This is a genomic window from Longimicrobium sp. (assembly GCF_036280135.1).
Taxonomy (GTDB): domain Bacteria; phylum Gemmatimonadota; class Gemmatimonadetes; order Longimicrobiales; family Longimicrobiaceae; genus Longimicrobium.
This window is the reverse complement of the sequence record NZ_DASURI010000197.1, coordinates 1-17,535: the sequence shown is the minus strand read 5'-3', so window position 1 is coordinate 17,535 and position 17,535 is coordinate 1. Positions and strand designations below refer to the sequence as shown.

The window sequence follows — 17,535 nt, the reverse complement described above, 5'->3', positions numbered from 1 at the left end:
GGGCAGGCGGCGCACCTGCGCGTCCACCCACCGTGTAAGGCGCATGGACTGCTCGCCCCAGTCCAGCTCCTCCACGGGGATGAGCACGCTGCCGCCCAGCAGGCCGCGCTTCACGGCCAGGTAGCGCACCCGCCCGTCGCGGCCGATGAGCACGTCCGAGACGGTCCCCACGTTGGCGCCGGCCGGGTCCGCCACGGCCCAGCCCACCAGGTCGCGCGTGCGCAGCACCTCGGCGCGCGCGGCTGCGTTTTCCGCCATCCTCCCCTCCCTCCGGTCCGGTGTGTCAGCGCGCGGGCGGAATCACCAGCCGCTGGCCCGTGCGCACCTGGTCGCCTTCCATGTCGTTGGCCTCGCGGATGGCGTCCACCGACACGCCATAGCGCCGCGCGATGCCGAACAGCGTCTCGCCCGCGGCCACCGTGTGCGAGCGCCGCTGCCCCTGCGCGCCCTGCCGCGGCTGCGTCTGCGCGCCCGTCCGCCCCTGCGAGCCCGAGCTGGAGCTCGACGAGGAGCTGCCGCTCGCGCGCGAGTCGCGGGCGCTGGCGGGCAGGCGCAGCACGTCGCCCACCTCGAGGTCGTCCTGCTCCACGTCGGGGTTGAGCGCGCGCAGCTGCGCCGCCGTCACGCCGTAGCGCCGCGCGATGCCGTAGAACGTCTCGCCCGAAGCCACCGTGTGCGACCGCGCCCGCGATCCCGACGAAGAGGAGGATGACGAGGTCGATCCGGTCCGTCCGCTGGTGTTACTCGAAGACGACGAGGAATTCGATCCCGTCCGCCCGTTGTTCGCGCTGGTGGACGACGACGTGGATGCCGATCCATTGCGCCCGGTCGTGGTGCCTGTCGTGCTCGTGGAGTTCGGACGATTGCCGGTCGTGGTGGACGCGGACTGCCCGTTGCGCCGCGCGCCGGCCGTGTCGCGCGCGGCGGGGCGGCTGGCGGTGGATGCGGTATCACGCCGCGCCGGACGGTTGGTCGCCGTCGACGCCGTGTCACGCCGCGCGGGCCGATTGCCCGAAGCCGATGCCGTGTCGCGCCGCGCCGTCTGGCCGGACGCCACGCGCTGTCCGTTGCCCGCGCGGGCCGTGTCGCGACGCGCGGAGGCGGACGTGTCGCGACGCGCGGCGCGGCCCTCCAGCCACACCACTTCGCCGCGCGCCGGGCGGGCCGCCGTCTCGCCGCTGGCCTGCACGCTGAACGGACCCGTGCCCCGGGCGCGCGCGTACGGTCCGTCGCGCGGCTTGGGCGGGATCGTGTCCGCGTCCTCCGCCGCATCTGCCTCATCGTCCCCGCGCACGGCGGCCGACGTGGGCGCGTCCTGGCCCTCGTCGTACTCCGCCATCCGGATGCTGTCGCCGGCGGACGGGCGCGTGGCGCCAAAGCGCACCGTGTCCGCGGGGGGACGGCGCGGGGTCGTCTGGGCGGCCGCGGGAAGTGCGGCCGCCAGCGTGGCGGAAAGCAGCAGGAACAGCGGGAGACTGCGCATGGTCAGGACTTTTGCGTGGACTGGGCGCGCCGCTCGCGCCGGGACTTGAGCCACTCGATGATCACCGGCACCACCGACAGCAGGACGATGAGGATCACCACGTACTCGAAGTTCTTCTGCACGAACGGGATGTTCCCGAAGAAGTACCCCGCGAACAGGAAAAGGGTGATCCACACCAGCCCGCCGATGACGTTGAAGCTCAGGAACTTGGCGTAGTCCATCCGCGACGCGCCCGCCACGAACGGCGCGTACGTGCGCACGATGGGGATGAAGCGCGCCAGGATGATGGTCTTGCCGCCGTGCTTGGCGTAGAACGCCTCCGTGCGCTCCAGGTACTCGGTCTTCATGATCTTCGCGTCCGGTTTGAAGACGCGCAGCCCCAGCCATCGGCCGATCTGGTAGTTGACCGAGTCGCCCAGCACCGCCGCGGCCACCAGCAGCAGCCAGAGAAAGAAGATGCTGAGCGCGGGCTGGCCGGGCTGGCTGTTGGCCGTGGCCACCACGGCGCCGGCCGCGAACAGCAGCGAGTCGCCGGGCAGGATGGGCGTGACCACCAGCCCCGTCTCGCAAAAGATGATGAGGAACAGGATGGCGTACGTCCACACACCGTACTCCCGCAGGAGGTCGGCGAGGTGGGCGTCGATGTGGCGGAAATAATCCACCGCCTGCAGCAGGAACTCCATTCGGTCGCTCTTCCCGGGCCGCCGGTGCAAGGCTGGTCAGCGGTCGGGAGGCCTCCCGACACAGGTGCCTGAGTGTACGGGCGGCGGCATGGGGATACAAGGTTTGCGCCCCGTCCGGACGCGATTCGAGCCGATGTCGGCAGAGATACACTGCGAAGGCGCGCGAAGATTCGTCGGGCCCGGTGGCGCCGAACCTCCGGTGATCGATGCCGGTCGAGGTTCTGATCCACGGGGCTTCTGCCCGGGCGGAGCGGCTGAAGCCGCCGCAACGACAGCGGAAAGCCTCACAAACTGCGTGAGGCTTCAACTGCTTGAACCGCGCCCCGGTGTACTTGGGCCTGGCGCGCTGGGGCAGTCCGCGAAGGCGGACTTCGTGCCTTTCCAGCGGCGAATTCATTCGCTCCGCGCGGAGCCGGCGTCGCGCCGCGGATCCGGACTCGTGCAGGAGCAACCTCCCCCAGGGGGTTTGGGGGAGGTCGCGAGGAACGAGCGGGTGGGGGCGACGGCTGGAACGTCGCCTCTGCCCGGTTGCCCTGCCCTCGCGATTGGCCTAACCTGTCGTGCATGAACACGATCGACGCATCGGAGCTGCCGGCGCTCTCCACGGACGAGAGCATCCGCTACTCGCGGCACCTCATCCTGCCGGAGGTGGGGACGGAGGGGCAGCGGCGGCTCAAGGCCGGGCGCGTGCTCCTGGTGGGCGCGGGCGGGCTGGGCTCGCCGTCGGCCATGTACCTGGCGGCGGCGGGCGTGGGCACGCTGGGGATCGTGGACTTCGACACGGTCGACACCACCAACCTGCAGCGGCAGGTCATCCACGGCACGTCCGACGTGGGCCGCCCCAAGCTCGACAGCGCCCGCGACCGTATCGCCGAGATCAACCCGCACGTCGTCGTGGAGCCGCATCCCGTGCGCCTGACGTCGGCCAACGCGCGCGAGATCGTCCGCGCGTACGACGTGGTGATCGACGGCAGCGACAACTTTCCCACGCGCTATCTCGTCAACGACGCGTGCGTGCTGGAGGGCAGGCCGTGCATCTACGGCAGCATCCTGCGCTGGGAGGGGCAGGCGTCCGTCTTCTGGGCGGGCCACGGGCCCTGCTACCGCTGCCTGTTCGCCGAGCCGCCGCCGCCGGGCGAGGTGCCGTCGTGCGCGGAGGCCGGTGTGCTGGGCGTGCTGCCGGGCATCATTGGCTGCGTGCAGGCGCTGGAGGCCGTCAAGCTGCTGCTGGGGCAGGGAGATGCGCTCATCGGCCGTCTCTTGCTTTTCGATGCCCTGCGGATGAGGTTCCGCGAGATGCGCCTGCGCCGCGACCCGCAGTGTCCCGTCTGCGGCGACGCGCCCACGGTCCGTGAGCTGATCGATTACGAGCGCTTCTGCGGATACACCCCCGCGGACGCCACCCCGGAGACGCACATGAGCGACGCCATTCCCGAGATGACCCCCACCGAGCTCAAGGCCCGGCTGGACCGCGGCGACAAGCTGACCATCATCGACGTGCGCGAGCCGTTCGAGTGGGACATCGGCAACCTGGAGCCGCAGGGCGCCCGGCTGATCCCGTTGAAGCAGCTGCCGCAGCGCCTGGGCGAGATCGATCCGGACGAGGAGATCGTGATGCAGTGCCGCAGCGGCGCCCGCAGCGCGCAGGCCGCCGGCTTCCTGAAGCAGCACGGCTACGAGCGCGTGTGGAACCTGGATGGCGGCATCCTCGCCTGGTCCGACGAGGTGGATTCCAGCATCCCGAAGTACTGACCGCGGGGACTGCGGGACAGCCGGACGGCGGGGGGACAGGGGACAGGTTACAGGGGACAGCCGGCAACGGCGTTCCGAAGGGGGCGAGTGTGGCGAGGAGGCGGTTCCCCGTCGCTGCGCGACGGGGGGCCCTCTCCCCCAACCGCCTTTTCGCTCGTTCCTCGCGACGTCGGTCGACCCCTCCCCCAACTTCGGGGGAGGGGTTGGCGAGGGGGTGAGATCGTGCACCTGGGCCGCCTCCGCTCGGAGCCGCAGTTCTCCCCCTCCCCCGCGAAGCGGGGGCAGGGGGCCGGGGGGAGGGGGCCCTCGGCGGGCGAGAGATACTCCGCCACACGGCCGGATCCTGAAGCCCCCTCCAGCAAAGTAGCTGCTGGTTGGGCACGAAACCCGCGGCGCACATCCGCATCCGCATCCCAAGACGTCGTCCGGAGGAGGGCACCGGTCCCTGCTCCCTGACCTGGGCCTCAACCCCCCACGGCCAAGGAAGCCGATGCTCGCACCCCTGCTGCTGTCCATCATCCCCAGCACGCCGTTCACGGACCCCGTCCTGATCGTCGCGCTGGCCACGCTCCTCTTTCTCGTGGTCCCCGTCCTGGCCGAGCGCGTGCGCGTGCCGGGCGTCATCGGCCTCATCGTCGCGGGCGCGGCGGTGGGGCCGCACGGATTCGGGCTGATGGCCCGCGACCAGACCATCGTCCTGCTGGGCACCGTCGGCCTGCTGTACCTCATGCTGATGGTGGGCCTGGAGCTCGACCTTCACCAGTTCAGCCGGTACCGCAACCGCAGCATCGTCTTTGGCACGCTGTCGTTCGTCGTCCCGGCCGTCGTAGGCGGGGCGGCCGGGCTGGCCCTGGGCTACTCGCTGACGGCGGCGCTGCTGCTGGGCGCCGTGTTCGCGTCGCACACGCTGCTGGCGTACCCCATCGCCAGCCGGCTGGGCATCGTCCGCAACGAGGCCGTCACGACGGCGCTGGGCGGCACCATCCTCACCGAGATCCTGGCGCTGCTGCTTTTTGCCGTCGTGGCCAACCAGGCGCGGGGCGCGTCGCTGGACCTGGCGTTCTGGGGCCGTCTCTCGCTCTCGTTCGGCGTCTACGTGCTCGCGGTGATGTGGGGGCTGCCGCGGCTGGGGCGCTGGTTCTTTCGCCGCTCCGGCGAGGGCGGGACGGAGTTCATCTTCGTCCTGGCGTCGCTGTTCACCATCGCGTACTTCGCCCACGCGGCGGGGGTGGAGCCCATCGTGGGCGCGCTGCTGGCCGGCCTGGCGCTCAACCGCCTGGTGCCCGCGCAGGGGCCGCTGATGAACCGCATCCACTTCGTGGGCAACACGCTGTTCATCCCCTTCTTTCTGCTGTCCGTGGGGATGCTGGTGAACGTGTGGGCCCTGGACAGCCTGCGCGCGTGGATCGTCGCCCTCGTCTTCTCCATCGGCGTCATCGCGTCCAAGTGGCTGGCGTCGTGGGTCACGGGCCGGGCGTTCGGGTACGACGCGGCGGAGTCGTGGACGGTGTTCGGGCTCACGGTGCCGCACGCGGCGGGCACGCTGGCCATCGTCCTCGTGGGGTACGAGCTGGGGCTGCTGGACCAGACGGAGGTGAACGCCGTCGTGGTGATGATCCTCGTCTCCTGCCTGGCCGGTCCCTGGGCGGTGGAGCGCTTTGGTCGGATGGTGGCGCGGCGGGAGGAGGCGCGGCCGTACGATCCCACGACGGCGCCGCGCCGGGTGCTCATCCCCCTCGCCAATCCCGCCACGGCCGAGGCGCTGATGGACCTCGCGTTCGTCGTGCGCGGGGCGGACAGCGAGGAGCCGCTGTACCCGCTGACGGTGGCGCCGGACGAGGGGAACGCCACGGAGGCGTGGGTGGCCGAGGCGGAGCAGATGCTGGCCGGCGCCGTGCGCCACGCCGCCGCCGCCGAGGTGCCCGTGCGCCCCGTGACGCGCGTGGATGCCAACGTGGCCGCGGGCATCGCGCGCGGCGTGGCCGAGACGCGCGCATCCACGGTCCTCATCGGCTGGGACGGGCGGCGGACGGGGGCGCGTGCCGTCTTCGGCACGGTGCTGGACCAGCTGCTGGAACGCACGCGGCAGATGGTGCTCGTGGCCAGGCTGGCCCATCCGCTCAACGTGACGCGGCGACTCGTCGTCCTCGTGCCCCCCGCGGCGGACCGGCACCCCGGCTTCGCGGACGCGCTGGCGACGGTCAACCGCATCGCGGGCGGCATCGGCGCGGGGATGACGGGCGTGGTGGTGGGCGGCGAGGGGGAGCGCGTGCGGACGATGCACGGCGGCGTGCGGCCGCAGGTGGCGGCGGACTGGCAGGCGGTGCCGGACTGGACCGCCCTGGCCGAGTGGCTGGAGGGCGCCCTGCGCCGCGAGGACCTCGTGGTGCTGATGGGCGCGCGGCGGGGCACGGTGGCGTGGCATCCGCGGCTGGAGCGGCTGCCGTCGCGGCTGGCGGAGCTGGCGCCGGAAAGCTTCCTGGCCGTCTACCCGGCGGAGTCGGAGCTGCCGGCGGAGGCCGCCGCGGACGGCCTGGGCGACGCGCTGGCGCCGGACCGCGTCGTGCGCCTCCGGGCGGACGCGTTCGGGCCGGCCGTGCGCGAGATGCTGGCGCCCGTCCTGGACGCGGCCACGGTGCAGGGCGTGGCGGAGCTGATGGAATCGGCGGAGGAGCGGTTCAGCAGCGAGATCGCGCCCGGCGTGGCGCTGCCGCACACGCGCCTGCCGGGGCTGCCGCGGCCCCTGCTGCTGCTGGGCATCAGCGACGAGGGCGTGCGGCTGCCGCACGGCACGCGGCCGGCGCGGCTGCTGGTGCTGCTGGTGAGCCCGGCAGAGCGGGCGGAGGAGCACCTGCGCGCGCTGGCCCGCATCGCCCGCCTGCTCGCGGACCCGGCAGCCACGGGCAGCCTGCTGGAGCGCCACGCCCCCGGCAGCACTCTGGACTGGCTGCACGTGGACGAGTGAGGGAGGTACGAAGGTACGAAGGTACAGATGCCCTGCAGGGAACCCGCTTGAAGTTTATCCCCCCTCCCACGCAGTTTGTGGGAGGGGGTGGACGAGCCTGAGCGAGGCCGGGGGAGGGCCCCCGCGCGGGGCCCGGCTCCCGTGAACCACCATTTCGCGATCCCGAGATTTTTCCGTGACGAACACTGAAGTTTCCATCCTCGCGCTCCCCACCGCCGACGACGTGCGCGCGGCGGCGGAGCGGCTGCGCGGCATGGCGCACCGCACGCCCGTCATGACCTCGCGCACGCTCAACGAGCGGCTGGGCGCGGAAGTCCACTTCAAGTGCGAGAACTTCCAGCGCGGCGGCGCCTTCAAGTTCCGCGGCGCGTACAACGCCGTCAGCAAGCTCTCGGACGACGAGCGTGCGCGTGGCGTCCTGGCCTACTCGTCCGGCAACCACGCGCAGGCCGTCGCGCTCACGGGGCGGCTGCTGGGCGTGCAGACGGTCATCGTCATGCCCATGGACGCGCCCGCGGCCAAGATCGAGGGCACGCGCGGCTACGGCGCCGAGGTCGTGCTGTACGACAAGCACGGCCGCTCGCGCGAGGAGATCGCCGCGGAGCTGCAGCAGGAGCGCGGCATGGTGCTCATCCCGCCGTACGACCACGCCGACGTCGTCGCGGGGCAGGGCACCGCCGCGCTGGAGCTCCTCGAGGAGACGGGATCCCTGGACGTGCTGATGACGCCCTGCGGCGGCGGCGGGCTGCTGAGCGGCAGCGCCCTGGCGGCGCGCGACGCCTCGCCGGGGATCTGCATCATCGGCGTGGAGCCGGAGCTGGCGGACGACGCCACGCGCACTTTTCGCACGGGCGAGCTGCAGACCGTCCGCAACCCCGCCACCATCGCCGACGGGCTGCGCACGCCGTCGCTGGGCCGCATCACCCTGCCGCTCGTCCGCGCCAACGTCAGCGACATGCGCACGGTGACGGAGGACGGCATCGTGGAGGCCATGCGCTTCCTGTGGACGCGGATGAAGCTCGTGGTGGAGCCCTCCGGCGCCGTCCCCCTCGCCGCCCTGCTGGCCGATCCCGACGCGTTCCGCGGGATGCGCGTCGGCGTGGTGATCAGCGGCGGCAACGTGGACCTGGCCAGCGCCTTCGAACTGTTCGGCCGCTGACCTGTTTTTCGCCCATGTCGTCGGCACGGATGTGGAAGAAGCTTCCTCCGATGTGCATCATCCCGAGAGGATGTTGTATAGCCTGGATGGGCCAGAAGCGTCATCCTGAGGAGCCGCCGCGTAGACCCCTGTCCATGCGTGAGCCCTGGCGGCGACGAAGGATCTTGCCCGCGAAGCTCGGGGGCGACCCTTGTGCGCGAAGGCCACCTTCGAGTTTCGCACACAAGATCCTTCGGTCGCGCCAGAGTTCTGCGTGCGTTCACGTACGCGCGGCGCTCCCTCAGGATGACGCTCTCTGGGTCTCATTGAATGGCAGGGGACGGAGGATTTCTCGGCGCCCTGTGACGGCACGGGCGGGATGAAACGAAAGCGCGCGCCGGGCTGGCCCGGCGCGCGCTCCATCCCCCTCCGCTGACGCGCGTCAGCGTGCCGCGACGTCGCCGTCGCCGCCGGGGAGGCGGCGGTAGTCCTGCACGAGCTGCAGGAACGAGCGGCGGTAGCCGCGCGGGTCGTCACCCAGCGAGCCGCGCGCCAGCGTCATCACCTCGTCCAGGCTGCTGCGGCCGCGGTGCTCCGAGCCCCGCAGCAGCATCCCGAACTCCGCCACGGCCGCCGCGAACCGAAAGTCGTCCGACAGCCGCGCGCGGCCGCGCGGCACCCGCACGGCGTGCGACAGCAGCACGCTCGTGTCGCCCTGCGGTTGCTTGTAGCGGATGTTGACGTTCATCAGCTCGCCGCCGAACGCCCCCACGGGCTCCGACGACGGCCGCTGGTAGCGCAGGTCCGCCACGTCGCCCACGTCCACCGTCGACTCCTCGCCTACGGGGACGATCTCGTACAGCGCCGTCACGCTGTGCCCGGCGCCCAGCTCGCCCGCGTCCTTGCGGTCGTCCGCGAAGTCCTCCGCTGCCAGCAGCCGGTTCTCGTACCCGATCAGCCGGTACGCGTACACCCGCGCGGGGTTGAACTCCACCTGCAGCTTGACGTCCTTGGCGATGGTGAACAGCGTGCCGCCCATCTCCTGCACCAGGACCTTGCGCGCCTCCATCAGCCCGTCGATGTACGCGTAGTTGCCGTTGCCGTGGTTGGCCATCTGCTCCATCCGCGCGTCGGCCAGGTTGCCCCTGCCGAATCCCAGGACCGTCAGGAACGTTCCCTCCTGGCGCTTTTGCTCGATGAGCTGCACGAGCTCGGATTCGCTGCTCACGCCCACGTTGAAGTCGCCGTCCGTGGCCAGGATCACGCGGTTGTTGCCGCCGGGGATGAAGCCGCGCCGGGCCACCTCGTACGCCAGCCGGATGCCCTCCGCGCCCGCCGTGCTGCCGCCCGCGTCCAGCCGGTCTATGGCGTCCAGGATGGTCTCGCGGCGGTCGCCGGGGGTGGCGTCCAGCACCAGCCCCGCCGCGCCGGCGTAGACCACGAGCGCCACGCGGTCACGCCCGTCCAGCTCCTCCACCAGCATCCGCAGCGACTGCTTGACCAGGGGCAGCTTGTCGGGCTCGTCCATGGAGCCGGACACGTCCACGAGGAAGACGAGGTTGCTGGGCGGCAGGTCGCGCGTCTCCATCCGCCGGCCCTGGATGCCCACGTGCACCAGCTGGTGGCGCGGGTTCCACGGCGCCGCGCCCACCTCCGTCACCACGGCGAACGGGTGCGGGCCGGTGGGATCGGGATAGTCGTACGCGAAGTAGTTCACCAGCTCCTCGATGCGCACGGCGTCGCGCGGGGGCGCCGTCCCGTCGCGGACAAAGCGGCGCACGTTGCTGTACGACGCCGGGTCCACGTCGATCCCGAAGGTGGAGAGCGGCTCGCGCGAGGCGGCCAGGAAGGGGTTCTCGTAGATGGGGTTGTACTCCTCCGTGCTGAACGCTGCCGTATCGGCCGGCGCCAGGGCGACCTGCGACGAGTCCGCCGGCAGTCCCTCGCCGTTCACCGTGGTGACCTGGATGACGCCGTTCGCTGCTCGCGAGCCGTACAGCGACGCGGCGGCGGCGCCCTTCACCACCTCGATGGAAGCGATCCGGGCGGGATCGAGCTGCCGCAGCGCGTCGGCGCTCACGATGGCGCCGTCCACCACGTACAGCGGCTCCGGCCCGCCCGGCGCGTGGACGGTCGTGGTCCCGCGCAGCAGGACGGACGGCGCCGTGCCCTGCGCTACCGTCACGCCGGGCACCTTGCCCTGCATCGCCGTGGCGGAGCCGGGCGCCGAAGCCTGGACCTCCGCCGCGGACACACTGCCCACGGCGTACGGCACCCGGGCGCGCGACGTGGGCGCGGGCACACCGGTGACGACGACGTCCTCCAGCAGCAGCACGGACGTGGCCATCTGGAAGTCCTGCGTGAGGTGCGCGCCGGGGCTCAGCGTGACCGTGCGCGAGTCGGGCGACAGCCCCGTGCGCAGGGCCCGGATGGTGACCGGCTGTCCCGGGCGGATGCGCTCGGCGGGGATCACCAGGCGGTAGCGGCCGTCCGCGGCGGTGTACGCGGCCACGTTCAGCGCCTCGATGCGCACCAGCACGGCGGCCTCCGGCTGGCCCTGCGTGTTGGTCACGCGCCCCGCGACGACGGCGGGCCGCTCCTGCGCCGCCAGGGGTCCGGCCAGCAGCAGGAGCAGGGCGAGGACGGCACGGACGAAGGATCGGTTCATGGCAGGTCTCCTCTTCCAGCGTGGGATGAAGGATGTTCGATCGGGGGGAAATGGCGCGGGTGCCGTCCTCCTTTCCGTCTCCGTGGACGTGGATCGCCTGCTCTGGATGCCATCCAACCAACAGGTCACCACGACTCCGGGCTGTGACAGGCGGTGTCCCTGCGTGACGAACGGACGGGAACGAGCGGGCGCGGGGCGGGAAACGTGTGGCAGAGGACGCGCGCCGGAGATGGACTGCGACGCTGTTGCCCCGCGGATGAAAAACGCCCGCCGTCCAGGCGGACGGCGGGCGGCAAAAAGGCGCGTAAACCTTGAGGATTCAAGGGAGGAGCGGACGGAGATTCCATCTGTTTCCCACGCGAATCCATAATGGGAGCGGTACTGACGTAACTTGCTATTGTGCAATACCTTCCGACACTTCTTGCCCGTTTGCACCATCCCGGTGCTCTGCGGCGCGATCTGTCTGGAAATAAGCGATTTGCTGCGGGTCGGGTAGGCTGGCCCGTGGCGGGAATGGCGTAAGCTTCAGGTCTGGGGCGTGAACTCCGCTCCCTTTTCCCCCAAACTCGTTTCTGGAGGCAAGTTCCTCATGAAGATCCGCGGCCTGCTCGCGGGGTTGCTCGTTGCCGTCTCCCTGAGCGGCTGCACGGGCTCCGTCACGGCGACTGAAGAAGCCACCCGGACCCCCGCCGTTACCGCTCCGTCGCTCGACGAGACGCCGCCGCCGCCCCCGGACACCACGCAGAGCCCGTCGCGCACCGGCGGGGCCATGGGTTCCGGCAACTAGGCCGGAACCAGGGTTCCCGGGGCGCTCAGGGCCGCAACCATCTCGTCGGCCAGGCGCGCCGCGGTGGGCCGGTCGCTGGGCGCCGCCACCCGCGCGCGGGCCCGCACGAAGTCCAGGGCAGCCTCCGCTGCGACGACGATCTTTCCTTCCCGGCGCTCCGCGGCCACGCGGAGCGCTTGCTGTCCGTAGTCCTCGGCCAGCGTCCACTCTCCCAGGCTCGCGGCGCCGTACGCCACGCCCAGCAGGGCGCGCGCGGCCGAATCCGCGCCCGCTCCCGTCGCCAGCAGGGCGTCCAGGCGCTCGCGCGCGCCATGGAAGGCCGTCCTGTCTCCCGCGCCCCCGCCGGACCGCGTGATCATGCTGAGCGCCAGGGCGCGCTCCGCCGGCGCGGGAAAGTGCGGCTCCAGGGCCAGCGCCAGGCGCAGGGCCTCGGGAAAGAGCCCTTCCAGCATCCAGTGGTACGCCACGTCGAATGCCAGGCGCGGCAGCTTGGGGTGCCCGGCGCCGTACGCGTGCATGGAGCGCTCGGCCAGGGCATCGGCGGCGGGGCCGGCGCCCGTCTCGATCTCGGTGACGAACAGGTCGTGGTAGGCGTCGCCCTGCAGGGTGGTCATCCCGTGGCGCAGGGCCGCCTTGAGGCAGCGCCCGTGCGCGCGCTTGGCGGACGGGAAGTTGCCCTTTTGCACCAGCAGGTTGCCCAGGCCGCTGTAGCCCAGGGCGTAGGTGCGCCAGTCCTGGGCTCGGCGCGCCTGCACGATGGCGCGGGCGAACCAGCTTTCGGCGCGGTCGTACTCGGCGCGGCGGCGGGCCAGGCGGCCCACGGCGTACGCCAGGCCGGCGCTCTGCGGCGCGGCCACGGCGGCGGCCTGCGCCCACTCCAGCGCCGTGCCCAGGTGCCCCCGCTGCTCGGCCCACAGGGCAATGCGCCGGCAGGCGTTCACCAGCCGGGACAGCTCCATCCCCACGGGGTTCTCCAGCAGCCGCACCATCACGGAAAGGGGCGCCACGAGCTCGGCGTCCACCTCCAGCCGGGACAGCTCCTCCTCGCGGCGGGCGGCGGAAGGGGCCGCGAACAGCCCCGCGCGGCGCGCCGGGGGGGTGGCGGCCCACGTGGTCACGTTGCGAAGCGCGCTCCACAGGGCCACGCCCAGGTCGCCGGCCACCTCGTCCAGGACGGGGCCGCCGGGCAGGGATTCTGATCCGCGGGTCAATGCGGGGGGAACACGAGTGCGTCGGCCGGCGGAGCGGCGTGGGGCGCGTGGCTGAGTGCTGGCCATCGACGGGCGAGAAAGGCGGATGCGGCGCAACGGTTTACGTCTGTAAACGTTTTCAAGCTGAAAATGTTCCCTCAGATCGTCTTTCGCGCAACCCCTTTGTTGCAAGGAAGGGACGCGCGGGGTGTTCCGAAGGTCACAGGGCGGGCGGTACGGAGGTACGGAGGTACGAAGGATGGACCGCGCCGAACTGCCCTTGCCGGCTATTCCCTATTCCCTGTTCCCTGTTCCCTGTTCCCTGTTCCCTGTTCCCTGCCGTTGCAGGCTGTCCCCCGTCCCCCGCACTCCACGCCGTCCCGCGAGGGAGACGATTCTTGCGCAACCGCCGCGACACGGCATCCGCCGTACATCCACCGCAGCCGGTTTCGAAACGCCATGGCCAACGACAAGCCGTCCTTTACGCGCGAGCTGTTCAACGGCAGTATCGACGACTCCATCCTCTTTCCGTACCCGCGCATCAGCGACGAGGAGGAGGAGCTCGTCACCGGGTTCATCGCGCGTTTGCGGGACTACTGCGAGAGCAGCCTGGACCGCGAATGGATCGATGAGAACGAGCGCATTCCGCCCGAAGCCATCGACGGCCTCAAGCGGATGGGCCTGTTCGGCATCTCCATCCCGAAAGAGTACGGGGGGATGGGGCTGTCGCAGAGCGCGTACTGCCGCGTGTTCGAGTACGTCACGGGGTTCGATCCGGGGCTGGGCATCCTGCTGGGCGTGCACCTGTCCATCGGCATCAAGGGCATCCAGCTGGCGGGCAACGACGCGCAAAAGGCCCTGTATCTTCCGAAAGCCGCCACGGGCGAGTGGATGGCCTCGTTCGCCCTGACGGAGCCCGAGGCGGGGAGCGACGCGGCCGGCATCAAGTCGCGCGCGCTGCCGGCCGGCGACGGGTCCTGGATCCTGAACGGCTCCAAGATCTGGATCGGCAACGGCTCCTTCAGCGAGGTGATCGTGGCCTTCGCGCAGACGCCCGTGGAGCGCAACGGCAAGACGACGGACCGCGTGACGGCCTTCATCCTTCGCCCCGACATGCCCGGCTTCGAGCGGGGGCCGGAGCTGCGGAAGATGGGCGCGCGCGGCTCCAACCAGGCCGAGCTGTACTTCAAGGACGTACGCGTGCCGCCGGAGAACATCCTGGGCGAGGTGGGCGAGGGCTTCAAGATCGCCATGCGCGTGCTGAACTCCGGCCGCCAGGGCCTGTCGGCCGGGGCGGCGGGCGGGGTCAAGCAGAGCCTGCGCCTGGCCACGGACTGGGCGCGGCGGCGCGAGCAGTTCGGGCAGACGCTGGTGAACTACGAGGTCATCCAGGGCAAGCTGGCCGCCATGGCCGCGGACGCGTTCACGGCCGAGAGCGTGGCGTACTTCACCACGGGGCTCAACGACCGGGGGGACGTGGACTACGCCCTGGAATCCGCCGCGGCCAAGGTGTGGAACAGCGACGCGCTGGACCGCGCCGTGGACGAGGTGGTGCAGATCGCGGGCGGGCGTGGCTTCGTGAAGGGCTATCCGTACGAGCGGATGTACCGCGACGCGCGCATCACCCGCATCTTCGAGGGGACCAACGAGATCCTGAGCCTGTTCGTGGGCCTGTCGGGCCTGCAGGGACCAGGCGAGGCGCTCAAGGAGGTGGCCGCGGCCCTGCGCGAGCCCATCCGGCAGATCGGCCTGCTGACGGACTTCGCGGCGGACCGCGTGCGGTTGGCCCTGGGGCGGGGCGAGCCGGCGCTGGAGGCGGACGTGCATCCGCGGCTGCAGACGCACTTCGATTACCTGGTGGAGCACACGCGCGACCTGCGCCTGGCGGCGGAGCGGGCGCTGCGGCGTCACGGCAAGCGCATCACCGAGCGGCAGTTCGTCGTCACGCGGCTGGGGGAGATGGCCATCGAGCTGTACGTGCGCGCGGCCACGCTGTCGCACACGCAGGCGCTGCTGCGGGCGCGTGAGCGGGGGATGAAGGTGGCGCCGCCGTTCACCAGCACGCGCCAGCCGCTGGACGACGAGTCCGTGCAGCGCGTGCTGCGCCTGTGCGACCTGGCCTGCCAGCGCAGCGGCCTGCGCTTTCGGGCGGCGCGCGAGGCGCTCAACGGCAACCGCGACGACCTGGTGCGCGCCGTGGCGCAGGACGTGATCGCGCAGACGGACGCGCCCACGGACACGCGGCCCATGGGCGAGCAGGGCCGCGCGGCCGTTTCGAGGGAATAGGGAGTAGGGAATAGGGAATAGCCTGCAACTGCGGGGACAGGGGACAGGGTACAGGGGACAGCCTGCAGCGGCGGGGCGGGGGAGGGAATGACGGCTGGAGGCGGGCATCGCGCCGGCAGCAGCCCGCCCCTCCCCCCGGCCCCCTCCCCGCTCGTTCCTCGCGGAGAGGGGGAGAACGGCGGCTCCCGTCCGGATACCTCCAACCTCCCCCAGGGGTTTTGGGGGAGGGCGAGCCTCGGCGAGCGGAGGGGGCGCCCGCACGAACGTCGCCTCTGTGCACGAGCTCTCGTTTCCGCTGTTCTACGCCGTTGCCCGCTATTCCCTATTCCCTATTCCCTATTCCCTGCCGTTCCGGCACGTTCCCTGCCTTCTCGCAAACCCGGAAAACTCAACCCGGAGGAGCCCATGTCGTCTTTCGGAACATACCTGCTCGGCTTTATCGTCCTGATCGTGGGGCTCGCCATCGCGGCCTCGCTGCTGGGCGTGCCGACCACCTGGATCGCCGTGGGCGCCATCGTGCTCATCGGCATCGGCATCATCTCGGCCACCAGCCGCACCAAGCCGCGCGACCCGCCGCCGCCCGGCGGGTACTGAGCCGACGCCCGCGACGGCTTCGCGCGCGCGCCCGCCCCGGCCAGCCCGGGGCGGGCGCCGTTTCACTTTCAGCTTGCGAGGAACCATGCCGGACGGAGTGCCCGCGCAGTACCCCATCGAAGTGGCCTGGGAAGGCGGAATGCGCTGGCGCGGCGGCCCCGCCGGGGGCCCCACCCTGCTGATGGACGGGACCAAGGAGCAGGCGCCCAGCCCCGTGGACGCCCTCGTGGCCTCCATCGCCGCGTGCAGCGCCATCGACGTCGTGGACTACCTGGAAAAGCGCCGCACGCCCGCCACCACCGCCCGCGTGTCCGTCCGCTTTTCCCGTGCGCCCGAGCCGCCGCGCCGGCTCACGGACCTGCACCTCACCTTTCACGTGGCCACGGATTCGCCCCGCGAGCACGTGGAGCGGGCCGTGAAGCTCTCGTTCGACAAGTACTGCTCCGTCGCCAACTCGCTCGCGCCCGACATCCGCACGTCGTGGGACATCGAGCTCAGCCCGCCCATGGGCGGCGAGTAGCGCTTGTTGGCCGCTTCAGCTCCAGCCGCGGGGGCGGCGCGAAGACGCGTGATCACGTTGCAGGGGCGTTTTCGCCCGCCCGGCCGGCGTTCGTACATCCTTTCCAACATCGGCGCCCGTACTTCCCTCTCAGGGTCGGCGCCGGCCGTGGGCGGGCAAGGACGGTTCGTCCCTCCTGCCGTCCCGTTCGTCACACGAATCTATGCCGATGAGGGCGGGCTCGTTACTTTACGGCCCTGATTCGGGTGCCGATAGTAACGCCATGTCGTTTGAGGAGCGAAATGGAAGTCGTCTGCATGCACTGCCGGAAGCTCAGGACCCCGCGCGGCCGCTGGGCGCAGGTCCCCGAGGAGCGCATCCTGGAGCTGCGCAACCGGGGCGCGCTGACGTACGGCAGCTGCTTTTCCTGCACGCGCGAGCTCTTTGGGCTCAAGCCCGACCAGCGCACGGAGACGCAGGTAGACCGCTAGCGCCCGGGCACCCGCCGGACCTATTGTGCATCAACCTTGCATAAGGTTTGTGCAACCCGAGTCCGCGAGTGCTCTCGATGTCTTTCCCGCCCCACGATCCCACGGAGAACGCCCGGCTGCTCGTGCGTGCGCGCGCCCTGCGCCTGCACACGCGCGAGGTGCTGGAGCGCGCCGGTGCCCTGCGCCGCCACGCGAACGCGCTGCTCGCCCGGTCCAGCGAACTGCGCCTGCGCGGGGAGGTGTGGCGGACGGCCTTGCGCGGGCCCCTGCCGGACGTGGATCATCCGCATCCCGAGGACGTGGCGGAGGCGGCGGAGGAGCGGGCGTGGTACCGTGCGCAGGTGCGGCAGATCCTGGCCGCCGGCTGGACGCGCGCCGAGCTGGCGGACATCGGCATCCGCGAGGGGCTGCTGGAGGAGCTGGGGCTGCAGTGGCCCGCGGAGGCCGCCTGATCCGCCGCCCGGCTACGCTCCGGGAACGTCGATGAACTCCGCCGGGACGGTGTCCGCCAGCCACACGCCGTTGTCGCTGCGGTAGAATGCGTGTCCCGCCGCGTGCATGGCCCCGGCCCGCACGTGCAGCACCACGGGACGCCCGTGCCGCCTGCCCACGGCGACGGCCGTCGGCTCGTCCGCGGAAAGGTGCACGTGCGTGCGGTTTCCCGGCCGCAGCCCCTCGGCGCGGATGGAGTCCAGGTTGCGGTCCGCCGTGCCGTGGAACAGCACCTCCGGCGGCTCGACGGGATCCAGCCCCAGCTCCACCTTGACGGAGTGCCCCTGGCTGGCGCGGATGCGCTTGCGGTCCGGGCTGTAGGCAAAGCGCTTCTTGTTGTTCTCCGCCACCACGCGGTCCAGCGTGGCCCGGTCCAGCCCCACGCCGGCGCGCCGCGCGGCCCGCATCAGCGCCTCCACGTCCACCCATCCCGCCTCGTCCATCTCCAGGCCGATGGACTCCGGCGCGTGCCGCAGCACCCGGCTCAGGAACTTGCTCTTTCGCACC

At 71.4% G+C, this 17,535-nt stretch carries 15 protein-coding genes; 9 read left to right on the top strand and 6 right to left on the bottom strand.

The genetic code is table 11. The features are described 5' to 3' along the window. The 3 genes from VFZ20_RS05795 to VFZ20_RS05785 form a co-directional block, all read right to left on the bottom strand. The coding region (locus VFZ20_RS05795; protein WP_329682891.1) for a PRC-barrel domain-containing protein at positions 1-258 on the bottom strand (258 nt) is incomplete at its 3' end. Between the two features lie 25 nt (positions 259-283). After that, on the bottom strand, positions 284-1,483 hold the full coding sequence (locus tag VFZ20_RS05790) for a LysM peptidoglycan-binding domain-containing protein (protein WP_329682890.1): 1,200 nt from the start codon (positions 1,481-1,483) through the stop codon (positions 284-286). Between the two features lie 2 nt (positions 1,484-1,485). Further along, the gene (locus tag VFZ20_RS05785) at positions 1,486-2,166 is read right to left on the bottom strand and encodes a DedA family protein (protein ID WP_329682889.1); all 681 of its coding nucleotides are present in this window, start codon (positions 2,164-2,166) and stop codon (positions 1,486-1,488) included. Between the two features lie 564 nt (positions 2,167-2,730). Here VFZ20_RS05785 and moeB point away from each other — a divergent pair. The 3 genes from moeB to VFZ20_RS05770 all read left to right on the top strand — a co-directional run bounded on the left by moeB (position 2,731) and on the right by VFZ20_RS05770 (position 8,042). Continuing rightward, positions 2,731-3,918, top strand: coding sequence for a molybdopterin-synthase adenylyltransferase MoeB (moeB, locus tag VFZ20_RS05780; protein ID WP_329682888.1), 1,188 nt, complete (start codon positions 2,731-2,733; stop codon positions 3,916-3,918). Between the two features lie 490 nt (positions 3,919-4,408). Next, positions 4,409-6,883: a cation:proton antiporter gene (locus VFZ20_RS05775; RefSeq protein WP_329682887.1), complete on the top strand. Its 2,475-nt coding sequence runs from the start codon at positions 4,409-4,411 to the stop codon at positions 6,881-6,883. 175 nt (positions 6,884-7,058) lie between these two features. Then, complete coding sequence (locus VFZ20_RS05770; protein ID WP_329682886.1) at positions 7,059-8,042, top strand: threo-3-hydroxy-L-aspartate ammonia-lyase; 984 nt, start codon at positions 7,059-7,061, stop codon at positions 8,040-8,042. Between the two features lie 421 nt (positions 8,043-8,463). Here the strand turns inward: VFZ20_RS05770 and VFZ20_RS05765 are convergent, their stop codons facing one another. Beyond that, the gene (locus tag VFZ20_RS05765; protein WP_329682885.1) at positions 8,464-10,689 is read right to left on the bottom strand and encodes a vWA domain-containing protein; all 2,226 of its coding nucleotides are present in this window, start codon (positions 10,687-10,689) and stop codon (positions 8,464-8,466) included. Positions 10,690-11,278: 589 nt separating this feature from the next. Between VFZ20_RS05765 and VFZ20_RS05760 the strand changes: the two genes are divergently transcribed. Further along, entirely contained in the window at positions 11,279-11,476 is a 198-nt protein-coding gene (locus VFZ20_RS05760) for a hypothetical protein (RefSeq protein WP_329682884.1), read from the top strand. Here the strand turns inward: VFZ20_RS05760 and VFZ20_RS05755 are convergent. Then, the gene (locus VFZ20_RS05755; protein WP_329682883.1) at positions 11,473-12,687 is read right to left on the bottom strand and encodes a hypothetical protein; all 1,215 of its coding nucleotides are present in this window, start codon (positions 12,685-12,687) and stop codon (positions 11,473-11,475) included. The genes VFZ20_RS05760 and VFZ20_RS05755 overlap by 4 nt on opposite strands. Positions 12,688-13,125: 438 nt before the next feature. Between VFZ20_RS05755 and VFZ20_RS05750 the strand changes: the two genes are divergently transcribed. The 5 genes from VFZ20_RS05750 to VFZ20_RS05730 all read left to right on the top strand — a co-directional run bounded on the left by VFZ20_RS05750 (position 13,126) and on the right by VFZ20_RS05730 (position 16,988). Beyond that, the gene (locus VFZ20_RS05750) at positions 13,126-14,952 is read left to right on the top strand and encodes an acyl-CoA dehydrogenase family protein (RefSeq protein ID WP_329682882.1); all 1,827 of its coding nucleotides are present in this window, start codon (positions 13,126-13,128) and stop codon (positions 14,950-14,952) included. A gap of 405 nt (positions 14,953-15,357) precedes the next feature. After that, positions 15,358-15,546, top strand: coding sequence for a hypothetical protein (locus VFZ20_RS05745; protein ID WP_329682881.1), 189 nt, complete (start codon positions 15,358-15,360; stop codon positions 15,544-15,546). Positions 15,547-15,631: 85 nt separating this feature from the next. Further along, positions 15,632-16,066, top strand: coding sequence for an OsmC family protein (locus tag VFZ20_RS05740; RefSeq protein ID WP_329682880.1), 435 nt, complete (start codon positions 15,632-15,634; stop codon positions 16,064-16,066). Between the two features lie 281 nt (positions 16,067-16,347). Then, entirely contained in the window at positions 16,348-16,536 is a 189-nt protein-coding gene (locus VFZ20_RS05735) for a hypothetical protein (RefSeq protein ID WP_329682879.1), read from the top strand. A gap of 77 nt (positions 16,537-16,613) precedes the next feature. Continuing rightward, entirely contained in the window at positions 16,614-16,988 is a 375-nt protein-coding gene (locus tag VFZ20_RS05730; protein WP_329682878.1) for a hypothetical protein, read from the top strand. 12 nt (positions 16,989-17,000) lie between these two features. Here the strand turns inward: VFZ20_RS05730 and VFZ20_RS05725 are convergent, their stop codons facing one another. After that, on the bottom strand, positions 17,001-17,534 hold the full coding sequence (locus VFZ20_RS05725; protein WP_349264070.1) for an RNA 2'-phosphotransferase: 534 nt from the start codon (positions 17,532-17,534) through the stop codon (positions 17,001-17,003). Position 17,535: the final 1 nt, after the last annotated feature.